The sequence below is a fragment of the Gemmata sp. SH-PL17 genome (assembly GCF_001610855.1).
GTDB lineage: Bacteria > Planctomycetota > Planctomycetia > Gemmatales > Gemmataceae > Gemmata > Gemmata massiliana.
The window spans coordinates 5,501,805-5,516,407 of sequence record NZ_CP011271.1 but is presented as its reverse complement, the minus strand read 5'-3'; the positions used below and the strand labels follow the sequence as shown (position 1 = coordinate 5,516,407).

14 protein-coding genes are annotated in these 14,603 nt (G+C 68.2%); 9 read left to right on the top strand and 5 right to left on the bottom strand.

What is annotated here, in order from left to right:
* The first annotated feature begins 7 nt into the window (after nucleotides 1–7).
* From VT84_RS22625 to VT84_RS22605, 5 genes are all read left to right on the top strand, one after another.
* Nucleotides 8–448 (top strand): PQQ-binding-like beta-propeller repeat protein, encoded by a 441-nt coding sequence (locus VT84_RS22625; protein WP_052552381.1) that lies wholly within the window; start codon nucleotides 8–10, stop codon nucleotides 446–448.
* On the top strand, nucleotides 449–658 hold the full coding sequence (locus VT84_RS22620; RefSeq protein ID WP_052552380.1) for a hypothetical protein: 210 nt from the start codon (nucleotides 449–451) through the stop codon (nucleotides 656–658). It begins immediately after the preceding gene.
* A gap of 677 nt (nucleotides 659–1,335) precedes the next feature.
* Nucleotides 1,336–2,733, top strand: coding sequence for a neutral/alkaline non-lysosomal ceramidase N-terminal domain-containing protein (locus VT84_RS22615; RefSeq protein WP_082841077.1), 1,398 nt, complete (start codon nucleotides 1,336–1,338; stop codon nucleotides 2,731–2,733).
* 224 nt (nucleotides 2,734–2,957) lie between these two features.
* Nucleotides 2,958–3,677 (top strand): hypothetical protein, encoded by a 720-nt coding sequence (locus VT84_RS22610; protein ID WP_082841076.1) that lies wholly within the window; start codon nucleotides 2,958–2,960, stop codon nucleotides 3,675–3,677.
* 80 nt (nucleotides 3,678–3,757) lie between these two features.
* The gene (locus VT84_RS22605; RefSeq protein WP_082841075.1) at nucleotides 3,758–3,940 is read left to right on the top strand and encodes a hypothetical protein; all 183 of its coding nucleotides are present in this window, start codon (nucleotides 3,758–3,760) and stop codon (nucleotides 3,938–3,940) included.
* Nucleotides 3,941–3,976: 36 nt separating this feature from the next.
* Here the strand turns inward: VT84_RS22605 and VT84_RS38780 are convergent, their stop codons facing one another.
* The 4 genes from VT84_RS38780 to VT84_RS22590 form a co-directional block, all read right to left on the bottom strand.
* Nucleotides 3,977–4,141 (bottom strand): hypothetical protein, encoded by a 165-nt coding sequence (locus VT84_RS38780; protein ID WP_157469720.1) that lies wholly within the window; start codon nucleotides 4,139–4,141, stop codon nucleotides 3,977–3,979.
* A gap of 95 nt (nucleotides 4,142–4,236) precedes the next feature.
* The gene (locus tag VT84_RS41730; protein WP_255359575.1) at nucleotides 4,237–5,004 is read right to left on the bottom strand and encodes a WD40 repeat domain-containing protein; all 768 of its coding nucleotides are present in this window, start codon (nucleotides 5,002–5,004) and stop codon (nucleotides 4,237–4,239) included.
* Nucleotides 5,005–5,386: 382 nt separating this feature from the next.
* The gene (locus VT84_RS22595; RefSeq protein ID WP_082841073.1) at nucleotides 5,387–7,540 is read right to left on the bottom strand and encodes a WD40 repeat domain-containing serine/threonine protein kinase; all 2,154 of its coding nucleotides are present in this window, start codon (nucleotides 7,538–7,540) and stop codon (nucleotides 5,387–5,389) included.
* The gene (locus VT84_RS22590; protein WP_082841072.1) at nucleotides 7,537–8,097 is read right to left on the bottom strand and encodes an RNA polymerase sigma factor; all 561 of its coding nucleotides are present in this window, start codon (nucleotides 8,095–8,097) and stop codon (nucleotides 7,537–7,539) included. Before VT84_RS22590 ends, VT84_RS22595 begins: the two co-directional genes overlap by 4 nt.
* Nucleotides 8,098–8,330: 233 nt before the next feature.
* Between VT84_RS22590 and VT84_RS22585 the strand changes: the two genes are divergently transcribed.
* The 4 genes from VT84_RS22585 (at nucleotide 8,331) to VT84_RS22570 (ending at nucleotide 13,029) form a co-directional block, all read left to right on the top strand.
* Nucleotides 8,331–9,863, top strand: coding sequence for a hypothetical protein (locus VT84_RS22585; RefSeq protein ID WP_082841071.1), 1,533 nt, complete (start codon nucleotides 8,331–8,333; stop codon nucleotides 9,861–9,863).
* Complete coding sequence (locus VT84_RS22580; protein WP_239465444.1) at nucleotides 9,769–11,379, top strand: DUF1501 domain-containing protein; 1,611 nt, start codon at nucleotides 9,769–9,771, stop codon at nucleotides 11,377–11,379. The genes VT84_RS22585 and VT84_RS22580 overlap by 95 nt, the downstream gene beginning before the upstream one ends.
* A gap of 105 nt (nucleotides 11,380–11,484) precedes the next feature.
* Nucleotides 11,485–12,114 (top strand): hypothetical protein, encoded by a 630-nt coding sequence (locus VT84_RS41075; protein WP_052552365.1) that lies wholly within the window; start codon nucleotides 11,485–11,487, stop codon nucleotides 12,112–12,114.
* Between the two features lie 60 nt (nucleotides 12,115–12,174).
* Nucleotides 12,175–13,029 (top strand): fumarylacetoacetate hydrolase family protein, encoded by an 855-nt coding sequence (locus tag VT84_RS22570; protein WP_082841069.1) that lies wholly within the window; start codon nucleotides 12,175–12,177, stop codon nucleotides 13,027–13,029.
* A 9-nt stretch (nucleotides 13,030–13,038) separates the two neighbouring features.
* Here VT84_RS22570 and VT84_RS22565 read toward each other — a convergent pair whose 3' ends face one another.
* Entirely contained in the window at nucleotides 13,039–14,520 is a 1,482-nt protein-coding gene (locus tag VT84_RS22565; protein WP_082841068.1) for a glycerol-3-phosphate dehydrogenase/oxidase, read from the bottom strand.
* Nucleotides 14,521–14,603 lie beyond the last annotated feature (83 nt).

Sequence of the window (14,603 nt, the reverse complement as noted above, 5' to 3'; positions counted from 1 at the left end):
GCACCTTATGAGCACCGGAAGCGAACTCCCGATCGCCCTGCGCGCCGCGTACCTGGCCCTCCACCGACAGTCGGAGGCGCAGTTCGCGGCCCACTCCGACTACGGCCTCGAATCCTTCCGCCCGACTGACGGCGCGGAGTTGTGGGAACACGCCTGGCCCCTCGGGGGCGGGAACCGTGCGACGCAGCCGCTGGTTCTGTCGGACACGGACGTGATAATTGGCACCGGGGTCGGTGGGGACCAGGGGGTGCGGCGGCTCCGGGTAATAAAGACGGGCGACGCCTGGGACGTCAAGACCGTGTGGAGCACGCGGGGCGCGCGGCCGTACTTCAATGACGGCGTGATCGTCGGCGGGCACTTCTACGGGTTCGACGACGGCCGGTTCTGTTGCGTCGACCTGGCGAACGGCAAGCAGGTGTGGAAGGACACGGCCTACGGTCACGGGTAGGTGTTCGCGCTGGCGAACCAGGCGCTGTTGCTGGTGCAGGCAGAAAGCGGGGCGGTGGCGCTGGTGGAGGCGAGCCCGGCCGACTTCAGCGAACTGGCGAAGGTGCCGGCCCTGACCGGAAAGACCTGGAACCATCCCGTTGTGGCTCACGGCTTCCTGTACGTCCGGAACGGCCAGGAGGCTGCGTGCTTCCGCCTACCGACGAAGTGAACTTCGTCTGGGGCACCGCCTCGGTCGGTGCCAGAAATGCAATTCGATCACAGACCGAAGCCTTCGGATCGAGCCCTCGATAGGGGCCGAAGGCTTCGGGTGAGTGCAACTTCACTACAGCAAGCAACCAAACGAAAAAGCCCCGCGACATCACGCCGCGGGGCTTGGGAGAGTGCGCATTCGAGACGAGATGTAATCGCTCCGCGTTCAGTCGGAACCGCCGAGATCGCCCCCGTGCGGGCAGCCATCGTCGGCCAGACGGTTCAGTTCGTCGCGGTCCAGTGCGCTGATGGCTGGCATGTCTCGACCCTCTTGGCTTTGACGGTGGAGGCGATGTGCGTACCTCAGCAGCGCGTGTGCCACAAACCCGTGCGGATTTTTGTGGCTCCGACTTGAGGCGCTTTCGGTGCGCAAACGGCGCTTTCTTTCACGCGATCCCTGAACCGGCACGCCTTCGATCACCATCGTGCGAGGCTGGGGTGGCGCGCGAATTTGGGCAGTGGGGATCGCGGCCGCAACTCTTACTCGGTGTGCGTAAGAACTACACGCCGTTGTAAGCGAGCGGGGCAAATCTTACGCGCCACGACTTCGAGGCTGCAGCCAATCACGCACTTTTCCTCGCGCGCATTTCTGGGATAATGCCGCGACCCCGCCCTGCATTCCCCCCGAGTTACCTGATGCGCCTCCTTCTCTCATTCGCACTCACACTCGCGCTCACCGTTCCGTCCCTCGCCGGCCCTCTGTCCGCGGGAGCCGCGGCGGTCGACGTCACCCCGCCCAACGGGTGCCCGCTGGCCGGGTACTACTCGCCCCGCGGGGCCGAGGGCACCCACGACCCGCTGTTCGCCAAGGCGCTCGTTTTCGAGAAGGGCGACACGGCCGTCGCGCTCGTGTCACTCGACCTGCTCCTGACCACGCGCGACATGGTCGAAGGCGCCCGCAAACTGATCGAGGAGCGGACCGGGATTCCCGGACAGAACGTGATGATCTCCGCGACCCACTCGCACACCGGTCCGGTGCTCTGGGACGAGGTTCCGCGCCACGACGCGCCCCCGGACGGCAAGAAGATCGTAAAAGCGTACCTCGCCGAGTTGCCCGGCAAGATCGCCGACGCGGTGAAAAAGGCGCACGCGGCGCGCGTACCCGTGCGCGTGTCGTTCGGGTGCGGCACCGAGCGCGGGCTCGCGTTCAATCGCCGGTTCCACATGACCGACGGCACCGTCGGGTGGAACCCGGGCAAGCTGAACCCCAGGATCGTGCGCCCCGCCGGGCCGACCGACCCGTCCGTTCCCGTGGTGCTGGTCGAGACCGACACGAAGCCCCCGAAGCCGGTCGCGGTGTACGTCAACTTCGCGATGCACCTGGACACGGTCGGCGGCACGCACTACTCGGCCGACTACCCGCACGCGCTGGCCAAGGCGCTCGGTACGGCGGTCGGGGACGACGTGGTCACGGTGTTCACCACCGGAACCTGCGGCGACGTGAACCACATCAACGTGGGTAATGACAAGGCCCAGAAGGGGCACGGTGAGGCGGCCCGCATCGGAACCCGGCTCGCGGCCGAGGTGCTGCGCACGTTCGACGCCCTGAAACCGACCGACGGCCCGCTGCGCGCGTCCCGGGCGACGGTCGAACTCGAGCTCCCGCCGGTGACCGCGGACCAGGTCATGGCCGCGAAGAAGGTTCTCGCGGACCTCGAGAAGGGGACCAAGCCGGTCCCGGGGTTCCTCGACCAAGTACAGGCGCTCAAGGCAATCGACGTGTCCGCGCGGCTCGGCAAGCCGTACCCGGTGGAGGTGCAGGTGATCGCGCTCGGGGACGACCTCGCGTGGGTCAGCCTGCCGGGAGAGATCTTCGTGGAGCTGGGCCTACAGATCAAGCGCGGGTCGCCGTTCCGCCAGACCATGATCGCGGAACTGGCCAACGGGAGCGTCGGGTACGTGCCGAACCGGGCCGCGTACCCGCAGGGGGCCTACGAAGTGATCAGCGCCCGGGTCGCCGAGGGCAGCGGCGAGAAGCTGGTCGGCGCGGCTCTCGAACAACTGCGCACGCAGTTCAAGGCCGGCAAGAAATAGCCTGCGCTGGGCTACCCATACCGTTAGTAACGCACCCGCCGGCGCGCGTTGAGACGCGCGCCGAGCCTCTCAACTCGTAGATCGCACCGAGTTCGCCCCAGCACTCGCGCACCTCATCTCCGAACGTCAAGCCTCATCGCGCGTCAACCGTTCAGCTAAGGGCTCAGTCTCAAGCCGGTTCACGAACGGTCCGGGACCGCGTCTGCCACCTCGTTCGGCCCGAGGTGCGCCGCCGAAAGGTCGAAGCGAACGTCTCCCGAAAGGTCATTAATCGCCGCGCCGGGTACGAAGCGCTCCGCACGCTCGCGGGACTGCGGTGGGGCGCGCGGAGCGCCCCGCGGGAAACGGAACCGATAACGACTGTTGAGCGCGCTCGTGTCGTCGCCACACTGCCATTTCTCGACACGCACCTGCGCGCGATGGTGGAGGTTCAGTTCCTGACGGAAACGCGGCCCGGTGCGGTTTGTCTCTTGCGGTTGTGCGAGGTGGATCGGGCCGGTGACGTGTGGGCGCACAGGCCGCGCCACCACAAGACCGCCCACCACGACCGCCCGCGCCCCGTTCTGATCGGGCCGAAGGCCCAAGCCGCACTGGTCGGATTCCAGCTCCGCACCGGCGCGCCCCCGATCGGTTTCGAGATCTCCGGCGACACCGCCCGGCTGGTAATGGCTGATGCGTACCAAGAAGCCGGCCGGGAGCGGGACGCCGCACTGCTCCGCGATCTGAAGCGGCCGGTGGAAACGGTCGCGGGATGCGTGGTCGATCCCGAAGCCACACTCTTCAGCCCCGCCGAAGCGCGCGGAGCGCTTCGGGGCAAGGCGGGCCAAGCGCAAAAGTACCGTTCAGCCGTCGCAGTAGGACCGGCGCAAGAACGATCCGTTGCGGGCGCCCGGGAACGAGTTCCGGCCCACCACATACGCCCATGCGGTTCAGCGGGCGGCTAAAAAGGCCGGGGCTCCGCACTGGCACCCGAACCAGCTCCGCCACATGGTGCCACCGCGCGCAGTGCACCGGGGCTTGCCGGGTGCGCGGCTACCTCGTGGAGCAGAGCCACGCGGTGTACGGCGGGCGACGAAAGCTAACGGGCACCGTGGGCCTGCGCCTCGGCGTGTCACCCGTCCGGGCGGTGATAGCCTACCAACGGGCCGCGAGCAAATTGCGGCAGATGTTCGGCTGCGCCGAGCCCGCAACAGGGGCCGAAGCGTGAGCGATCAAGAAGAGCGCCCGCCCGGCGCGCACCTGCTCAAATGCTGCGTGCCCGGGACACCGCGGAGCGGCTGCCCAAATCCGTGAACCGGAGCGCAGGCGTCATCGCCCGGGCACGCGCCAAACAGCATGTTGGTAGTGGGGTGGTGACGTGCGCCGCCAGAACCTGCACCGGATCGTGTGCCTCGGGTGGTAGAATCATGGCGGCCGTCCGTGGGCGAAGGCCGGGAGAGCTTCAGTAACCTCACGCTACTTCACCGCGGACGGTCCCGTAATCGGTATCAGTCGAATTTAATCTTATGGCCACCCGGGCGGCAGGCCGAGGTCGGCCAAGGCCGCAGTCAAATGGTCCAATCGCCACCGCCGTACCCCGCGCTCACCGCGCACCAGGACCGTCAGGAGCTGGCCGTCGGAACTCAGACGGGCTTGCTGTACCGCCCCACCGAACCAAAGCGTCAGCACCGGCTTCAACCCGGCGACCCACAGCTTAATGGTCCGGTCCGCGGACCCGGTGACGAGACACCCGCCCGGCCCGAACATTACCGTCGTTACTTCGTCCCTGTGGGCGCCGCGGAGCAGAGTAACGAGCCGCCCGCTCGCTTCGAGTAGGCACAATTCTCCCCGTTCTCCGCCAACGAGAACGCGCTTTTCGTCGGCGGAGAGCCTCAACGCTGTCACGGCCGAGTTGAACGGGGGGGGCACGGAATGGACCGGGCCGCTGGCTCGCAGAACGTACACCCGCCCGTCCCTGCGACCCGCGACCGATACCGTGTTCCCCGGGGCAACCGCCCGGAACACGACCCCGCCTGATCGATCGACCGGGGCGTTTTCCAGTGGGCACTCCTCGGTCCATTGCGGTGCGGTCCAAACGCGGATCCGGTGCCCGTCGGCCGCCCACAGCCGCCCGTCCGGTGCGAACCGCAGGTCGGCAATGCCTTCGCATTCGACCGCGGCCCCGTTGCTGAATTCTAATCGGTCGCCGTTCGTACCGGCCGCCCCGGCGCCGGCGCGGGCCGTGGTAAAGGCGAACCGGGTTCCGCTCGGTGTGGCCGCTGCGACCGGCATCCGCGCCCCGCGAAAGCCGACGTCGCGGTAACCCGTCCCCGTCGGAAGACGGCCCGGGAGGACGTCCCACGTGCTCAACTCTACGTTCCGCCACGCGTCGTCGCTCACCGCGACGAGGGCGCGAGAGTCCGGGCGAACGGCGACCGCCTGGGCCCACCGCCGGGGCCCGATGGCGACCGCCTCGCGTACCCGCCCTGTGACCTCGTAGAGGACCGTTCGGTGGTCCTCCGTAACCGCGAGGTGCCGACCATCGGGCGCGAACGCGAACCGCCCGCTCCCCCCGCCCACGGCCCGATCAACGAGCAGTTGCCCGCCGGACACGTCCCAGAGCTTGAGGCGCCGGGCGTGCTCCTCGGCTGTTGCCAGGAGCGCGCCGTCGGGGTTAAACCCGATGGACGTGATGGCGAGCCGCTCGTCCCGGGGCCGGTCCGGGGACCGCAGCGGCGAGGGTTTCGCCCCCGGGTCGGTCGCAATGAGATTGAGTGTGACATCGGGCAGGACCACCGCCGCGGCCAAGCGCCCGTCCCGGGTTGTGGCGAAGATCTCTTCCCCTTGTACCGCCGTTGGTTCGACGGCCCCCCGCGGGTCGATCCGGCACAGTTCCCGGCCCAATTGGTCCCGGACCTGCATAACAGGGAACGAGCCCCCCAGGACCGCGGACCCGCTCGGGACGATGTAATCCCGGCGCCCCCCCCAACGGCTGCCACCCGTTCCGCACGTTCCACGCCCGTGTCGAATCCCGGGTGGACGAGTACAGCGTTCCACCGTCGGCCGCGAAAGCGAGGGCCAGCACCCAGACGCGGCGCGGGTCGGTGTGGTCCCCGGTGTGAGCGGCCCAGGGGACCGGCTCGGGGGCGCGAGCGGTCAGATCCCAGCGGACCAGTTGTCCGCCCCGGGTGCCGGCGACGAGCCACCGACCGTCCGGACTGAAGGCGATCGACCGACAGCCGTCGGCGGTGCCCGCACGAGCGGACCAAGCCGGGTCAATGGGGAAAGCCAGTTCCCGAATCTGGTGCCCGGTGGCCGGATCGAGCAGCCGAACGTGCCCCTGGCGGGTTCCTTCTTCCCAGTGCCAGCCACACACGGCCAGCGCGGTGCCGTCCGGGGAGAACACCGGGGCGTACGCCGAGAAGCCCTCACCCGCCGTGCGGACCGGCCGCAGGTCGACGGCGGCCAGGGCCGCGGCGGCCTCGGACCGCAGGTCGGGCAGCGCGTCGTCCGGGGGCGCGACCGTCAATCCCCTCAGGTCGGTCAGGGACTCGGTGCCCCACCCGGAGTAGGGATCGTCGGCCCGGCGCTGGCGCACCCGCTCCAAGGTCGCGTAGAACGCGTGCTCGCGCCCCTTCCGCCCGGCGGCCTCGGCCTCGGCCTCCGCCATACGCCGGTTGGCGGCCTCGGTCGTCAGCCGGTTCGAGTAACCGACCACGAGGGCCGGGATCGCCGCCCACGCGACCGTGGCCAGGGCGATCGCGCCGGAGAGGAACTGGTGCCGTCGCACCCACCGGGCCGCGGCCCTCAGCGGGCCGATCGGCCGAGCCTGGGTCGCGCGCCCGGCCAGATAGTTGGACAGGTCGTCGTACAGGGCGGCGGCCGATGGGTACCGCCGGGCCGGATCCTTCTCCAGGCACTTGAGGCACACGGCGTCCAAATCCCGAGGGATCGTCGGGTTCAGATCCCGCGGCCGCGCGGGTGAATCGCGGAGCGCGCGGGCGAGAACCGCGTCGCCGGCCTCCGGCGGGAACGGCGGACCGCCGGTGAGCAACTCGTACAGTACGGCCCCGAGGGCATAGACATCGGTGCGGGCGGTCAGGGCGCGGCGGTCCCCGCGGGCCTGCTCCGGGGCCATGTACAACGGCGTCCCCGCGACCCAGAAGGTGCGGCTCAGCGCCGGGTCTTCTAGTACCGGTCGGGCGAGCCCGAAGTCGGCGACCGCCGGGGCAAAGGCCGCGAGGGATTCGGGCGAGGCGCCCGCAACCGGGGCGAGCAGGACGTTCGCCGGGGCCAGGTCGCAGTGCAGGACCCCGCGTTCGTGGGCGTGCTGGACGGCGGCGGCGAGCGCCGCGATCAGCCGGGCCGCGGGGCGCGTCCCGGTCGGCCCGGGGTGGGCGCGAAGCCACACCGCCAGCGACGGGCCGGGCACGTACCCGACGACCAAGTAGGGCAGACCGCCTTCTTCGTCGGCCTCCAACACCGGGACGACGCCCGGGTGCTCGAGGCGCGCGGCGGCCCGGGCCTCGCGGGCGAACCGTTCGCGCGCCGGCGGGTCGGCCAGGACCGCGGGCTGGGGCACCTTCACCACGACCGAGCGGCCCAGCGCCGGGTCGTCGGCGAGCAGGGCGATGCCGTGCGCCCCGGCGCCGAGTCGGGCCCGCAATCGGTACCGCCCGAAGGGCAGGGGCGGGTCCGCGAGCGATGGGTGCGTGGGGAGGGCCAAGATCGGGTCGAGACGGTCGAGGCCGCAGAGCAGGGCCGCTAACTCGGCCGCGTGCCGGGGCGAGAGGGGTGCGTTCGGAAGCGGTTCGTGGGGGCCGCTCATGTGCTCTCGCGCCCGCCTGTTCTAGCGACCATCTCCCGGAGGGCCGCGAGGGCCCGGGTGAACGATTTGCGGGCGGCCTCTTCCGTCCGACCGAGTCGCTGTCCGACAACCGCGAACGGGAGCTCCTCCTGGATCCGCAGGCGGACGGCCTCCCGAAGGTCGCCCGGAAGGCGGTCCACGAGGGCCGAGAGGTGGTGGGACTCGTCCGCGGGGTTCGGGGCGGGCGAAGCGCCGTGGGCGGTGCACCCCGCCGCGGCCGAGAGCGGACGTTTCAGGCGCGCGCTCCGCGCGGCGGTCCCGAGGTACCGGCGGCGGAACCCGGCCAATTCGTTGACCAGAATGGCCCGCAGCCACGCGCGCAACTCACCCACCGTCCGGCCGGTGAACTGGTGGCGCGCCTCGTGCGCGGCCGCGAGCGTGTTTTGCACCAGATCGCTCGCGCCCCCCTTGGGGCGGAGCCGGTCCGGTAACTCGGCGTTGGCAATGGACAGGAGGAATCGGCGGCAGACCTCGAGCATTTCTGCGAACCGATCCCCGACGGGTGCGTCGGGTGACACGAGCGGGCACCTCGGTCAGTAAACGTGTCCAGCCGGCACGGCGCGAGGCGGGAGAGCAGCAGTGCATCGCGCGGACCGCGGGGCCACAATTTTTTTGTCCGGTTCCGCGCTCGCGCCGCATCTGTGCGAGAGGCCGCGGATGCGGAACCGGTTCCGGCGGTCCGAGCCGCTGGAACGCGGCCCGTTCTTTCGGGCCTGCGCGCCCCGAGACACATTACAACCACACCAACGCCATGCCATTCCGGACGACTCAGCCCAAGCTCGGCCTCGAAGTCCTGGAGCCCCGCGAAGTCCCCGCGGTCCTCACGCTCTACGACGAGTACCTCGACCCCTTGTCCACCGCGCAGGCCGTCTCCTCGCCCGCTCCGGACGGGACCGGGCCGAGGTTCGAGCCGCAAAATGTCGTGACCAGCACCGTGCCCGGCACGGCGCTGACCCGGAACGCCGAGGCACGCATTGACCGTGACGTGCAGCCGAACGGAACGGTGAAGGTGTCCGCGCGCGCGAGCGTGAACCCCGACTACGGTAAGATTTTCGCCTTCAGTACGGCGGGCGTGACCCTGCGCCTCATCTACCGCATCGACCCGAGCGGGGGCGAGAATATCGGGGATCCGGTCAATATCGCCCTCGCACTGACGGGGACCACGACGTCCAAGAACACCGGCCCGGACGTCGGGGCCGCGTTCCTGAGCGGGTCGGCATCGGGCGATTTCGTCGGGGATTTTGTCAACCCCGGCACGACGGTCGATTCCACTTGGGTGCTCAAAGGGGAGACGATTGGCTCGTTCGTCACCCTGGTCATCGGGGCACGGGGCCAGGCCATTCAAAGCCAAGGGCAACCGACGATACTCGAGGCCGGGGCCACGCTCCGGGCCGATCTCACGATCCAACCGCTCGCGCGCGACGTGTCGCCCACGTCACTCGCGTGGGACGCGGTGAAGGGGGGCGTGAATCTGAGCTACACCAATAGCGAGGCCCTCCCCGCTCCGCCCGCGGGTCAGAGTTGGACGTACAACCTTTTCTGGGCCGACCGGACCGGGAAGAAGATTAGCGCGGGGCTTCTGGGGGCCGGGCTGGCGATGGACCGGGGGAAGGGGCCGCACTCCGAGTACGTCGTCTCGATCGGGGCGCCGCCACCAGACGCGACACAGTTGCTCTACGAGGTCAACTCCGGTGGCCTCGCGGGCGAAAATCGGTCCAACAACACTCGTTCGATCGCGTACACCCCGGCGATCAGTTCGTTCACCGCGAAATACGATGGGACCGGTAGTGCCGACACGGTCATCGGCCGGTTCTTCTCCGGCTCCGACCCCCAGCTCCGGTTCAATCCGATCGATCAGACCTACGCCGCCGTTCTCTCCGACTCCCTCGCCGCGCTCAAACCCCGGGTCACGGTGAGCATCGGCGGTCAGGTGTTCGTCGCCACCCGCCAAGCCGACGGCGCCACGTACCGGACCGAGCCCATCGACCCCGGACCGTTCGTCGGCGACAAGGTCATTGAGGTCGAGGCGACCATCGGCGGCGCGTCACAGGGCGAGACGTGGAAGGGGACGCTCGATACGGAACCGCTGCCGGAGTGGGTTTCCAAACTGGGCGAGGGCAAGGCCCCTCACCTGGGCGCGCTCCGCGAGCGGCGGGTTGGAGTACCAGATCGAGGGCCGACTTCTGGACGTGAGCACCCCGGCTCTGCTCGACATCCCGGACGGCGTGTGGCTGGGAGGGGCCGAGAACCTCAAGAGCAAGGTCGTCGCCAAACTGGGTGCTGAGTCCGCGGCCCACTCTCGCACCTTCGTGTCGGCAGTTTCCGCTTCACCTTTGGGGCACCTTGCGGCATACTCTATTCACAACCCACCGACCGCACTCGCAACCCTCCCACCGCGCGAGTTTTTGATGCTCTCACTCCCCGCGCCCCGTTCCACCCGTCTCTGTGACGGTCCGTCGCGCCGCGAAGCACTCACCATCGGCTCGCTCGGCGCCTTCGGCCTGACGCTCCCGAACCTGCTCCACGCCCGTGAAGGGGCGAGCCGTTCGCGCTCCGCGCCGCCCAAGAAGAGGAGCGTGATTCTGCTGTTCTTGGGTGGCGCGCCGCCACAACAGGAGACGTGGGATCCGAAACCGGATGCGCCCGCGGAGGCGCGTGGGGACATGGGCGTGATCCGCACCGCGACGCCCGGACTCATTGTCGGCGAGACAATGGTGAAGACGAGCCGCCTCACGGAGAAGATCGCGGTTCTGCGGGCGTGTCAGACCAACGACAACGCCCACAGTGCCAGTGGCTACTACATGACCACCGGCTACCCGCACCAGCCGATGCAGGTGGAAAACGCCAAGCCGGGCGCCCCCAACGACTGGCCGAGTATCGGGGGCGTGGTGCGGAAGCTGCTGCAACCGCACTGTACGCTCCCCGCGGCCGTCACGCTCCCGGAACAGAGCGCGAACGACGGCAACCTCACGTGGCCCGGTCAGGACGGCGGGTTCCTCGGGCGCGGGGCCGACCCGTGGCTCATCACCTGCGCGCCCGAGCTGGGGACGTTTGAAGTGCCGGGGCTGTCGCTTCCTCCCGAAGTGCCGAGCACGCGCTTCGACCAGCGTAAGGGATTACTCGAAGCTCTGGGACAGGCTGTCGCTCATCGGCACACGGCACCGGACGGGGCCGGCGCCCACACGCAACGCGCCTTCGAGATGATTTCGTCCCCCGCGGCGCGCAAGGCGTTCGACCTCGACGCCGAGAGCGTGAAGACCCGCGACCGTTACGGGCGCTCCCGGTTCGGGCAATCGTGCCTGCTCGCGCGCCGAATGGTCGAGTCCGGGATACCGCTGATCCGCGTGAACTGGACGCGGGTCGCGAACGCGCCGAACAACGGGCACTGGGACACGCACACCAACAACTCCGAGGGCGTGCGCAAATTGATGCCGGTGCTCGACACTGCGTACAGTGCCCTACTCGAAGACCTGTCGGACCGCGGGATGCTCGAAGACACGCTCGTGGTGTGGGTGGCCGAGTTCGGGCGCACGCCGAAAATCAACGGGGCAGGGGGGCGCGACCACTGGGGACCGTGCTTCTCGGTCGCGCTCGCTGGGGGCGGGGTGCGCGGCGGGACTGTGTATGGCTCCAGCGACAAGCTAGCGGCCTACCCGAAGGACGGGCGCGTGCTGCCGCAAGATCTGCACGCCACGATCTACCATTCATTGGGCATCCCGCTTGATACCGAGATTCAGGACGGTCTCGGGCGCCCGCTCGCGATCTGCCGCGGTGAACCGGTGAAGCCGATTCTGGGGTGACGGATGGACGAACAGACCTGGTTGACGGTAAGTCGTCCCCTCCGCCTACTTTGGGTTCTGGCCCGCCTCAATCGACGTTTACAGCGCCCGACCGACGCTCGTAAATTGCGCTTCTTCGCTTTCAGTTGTTGTCGGTTCGCGTGGCCGGCAGTCACCGATGAGCGCAGCCGGCGCGTGATCGAAATTGCGGAACTCCACGCGGTCAATTTGGCGACACTGACCCAATTTAACGATGCGATCTCGGACGCTTACGCGGCCCGGTGTGAAGCACAAATGGCGCGCGAGAACCTGTTTGCGGCGTCTGCGCCTCACATCGACCACGTCCGTGCGACGAGTATATCCGCGGTCATTGCGACTCACGTCGCCTGGAGCGCGGCCGCGAACGGTTTCTACAACGGGATGCTTGCCCAGACGCGGGACGCATTGGCCTTCCGGATGAAGCTCGATGCGGGAGGAACTCAAATCCTCGCGGGCGAAATGTGCCACACACTCCGCGACATCTTTGGGAACCCGTTTCGACCCGTGAGGTTCTCGCCCGAGTGGCGCACGAATACAGCGCTGGCCCTCGCCGAGCGGATGTACGCGGCGCGCGACTTTGGCACGCTGCCGGTTCTCGCCGACGCCCTTCAAGACGCGGGCTGTGATAACGAAATGATCCTGAATCACTGCCGCGATCCCCTTGCGCTCCACGTGCGCGGGTGCTGGGTCGTCGATCTCGTGCTGGGTAAAGAGTGAACCGGGCGCGATTCCGCTCATACAACGATAGCACGAATCCTCTTCCGTTGGAGTTCGGTCATGCAATTCGGTAAGGTGCGGCGCGCGGGCCAGGAGACGGTTGTGGTGGTCGAGCACGGGCTGGCGCGCCCGCTCGATATGGGGCGCAACCCCGCGATCAAGACACTCGCGGACCTGCTCAACACCCCGGACCCGGTCAAGACCGCCAGCGAACTGCTCGACTCGCTGGCCACCGCCGACCGGCTCGAAGGCACAACGTTCCGCGCACCAATCGACCAACAGGAAGTGTGGGCCGCCGGCGTCACCTACAAGCGGAGCAAGATCGCCCGCGAAGAGGAATCGGTGGGCGCGGCACAGTTCTATGACAAGGTCTACTCCGCCCCGCGCCCCGAACTGTTCCTCAAAGCGACCCCGGCGCGGGTCGTTCACCCGGGGCAACCGGTACGTATTCGCAGCGACGCGACCTGGAGCGTCCCCGAGCCGGAACTCGCGCTGGTCATTTCGCCCGCGGGGAAGATCGTCGGGTACACGGTCGGTAACGACATGAGCTCGCGCGACATCGAGGGCGAGAACCCGCTGTACCTGCCGCAAGCGAAAATTTACAAGGGCTCGTGCTCGATCGGGCCGCTCATCACGCCCGTCGGCCACATGCCGGAACTCCCCGTGGTGGAAATCCGACTGCGCATTATGCGGGCGAAGAAGGTCGCGTTCGAGGGGACGACGACGCTCGCACAAATGGCCCGCACCGTCGAGAGCCTCGCGGAGTGGCTGTTCAAGGAGAACGAGTTCCCGAACGGTGCCATTCTGCTCACCGGCACCGGGATCGTTCCGCCCGACGAGTTCACGCTCCAGTCGGGCGACGACGTGAACATCACCATCAGTGGCATCGGCACGCTGCAAAACCCGGTCGCGTGAGGAGTGGTATCACGGACCTGTTGAGGCACCGGTCGCGAGCGGGAACTCGGTCACGTCCCGCAAGCGATCGATTTCGGCCACCCGGCGCGTCGCATCCCAGCCGAGGCTGTCGCCCATCCAGCCAGTGACCTGCGTAACGAGGGCGGTGCGGTCGGGGTGGTAGTAGAGCCAGGACGTGCGCCGGACCAACACGTCGTCCAGGTGAACCGCCCACTCGTTTTGGCAACAGTCTCGAACGGCGCCCGGATCGACCGGCGGCGGGAGCACGCCGCTGTGCTCCGGGCGAGCAAGCGGCACTTTGGCCGTGAGCGAGCGCGGCAACCGCATACCCAGGAACCGGCCCACTTGATCGACTGTCTGCTCGCCCATGAGCCGGTACGTGGTCAATTTTCCCCCAACCACATCGAACCACCCCGGCTCGGCCATTCGGATCGCGTGCCCGCGCGACGTGTCTGATGGGGCACCGGGTCGGGACTTGGCCGGGGCCACGAGCGGGCGCACACCGGCCCAGGTCGCGATCACGTCCCCGGGAGTGATGCGGGCTTCGGGGAACGCGCCGTTCACAACTCGAAGTACGTATTCGATGTCAACTGCTTCGGTGCGAACCGCGCCCGGGTCTTCGGAGTAGTCCGTGTCCGTGGTTCCCAGGATGACGCGCTCGCCCCACGGAATTACAAACAGGATGCGGTCCCCCTCGGGGAGCACGACCGCATCGCTCACCGGGAGCCGCGTGCGGTCGACGACGAGGTGGATGCCCTTGGTGAGCCGGAGCCGGACTTCACTGTGAGGCAGCCCGGGTGCCCAGGCACCGGTCGCGTTGACGATTGTGCGTGCTTGCACATCGGCGCGCGCCCCGTTCAAGCGATCTTGAACCACGCACCGCCATGTGCCGTCAATCAACTCGCCGGACACGTAGGTCGTGTAATTCATCACGCTCGCTCCCGCCCCTACCGCGGATCGTAGGGTGTCGAGGACGAGGCGGGAATCGTTCGTGAGGGCATCGAAGTACCGCACCGCGCCGTTCAGCTCAGCGGCGCGAAGCCCGGGAATTTGCTCGCGCACTGCTTCTGGTCCGAGCGTTGATGAGCGCCCGAGGTTGTGTCCGCCGCACAGCAGGTCGTAAATGCGGACCCCGAGGGACAACTTCCAACGCGACCAACCGGATCCGCGCCACGCCGGGAACACGAACGGTAGAGGCGAGCACAAGTGCGGGGCCAGGCGGCTCAGGAGCATTTTCTCGGTGCTCGCCTCGCGCACGAGGCCGATGCGCCCTTGAGCCAAATACCGAAGCCCACCGTGTAACAGGCGCGACGACCGGCTGCTGGTGCCCGAGGCGAAGTCGGCTTGTTCGACCAGCAGCGTTTTTAGTCCGCGTGCCGCCGCATCCCGGGCGACGCCCGCTCCGACGATTCCGCCCCCGATCACGAGCACGTCTAACCGACCGTCGCCGAGAGCTTTGAGCCGGTCGCTCGTGGGAGCCTCGTTTGGCATTACAGTCTCTCGAACGGGTAGCGAAATGCGAGCGTTTGGGAGCTGTGGAGAAATGTAGGGCCGGGTTCTGTTCGCGAAATTCG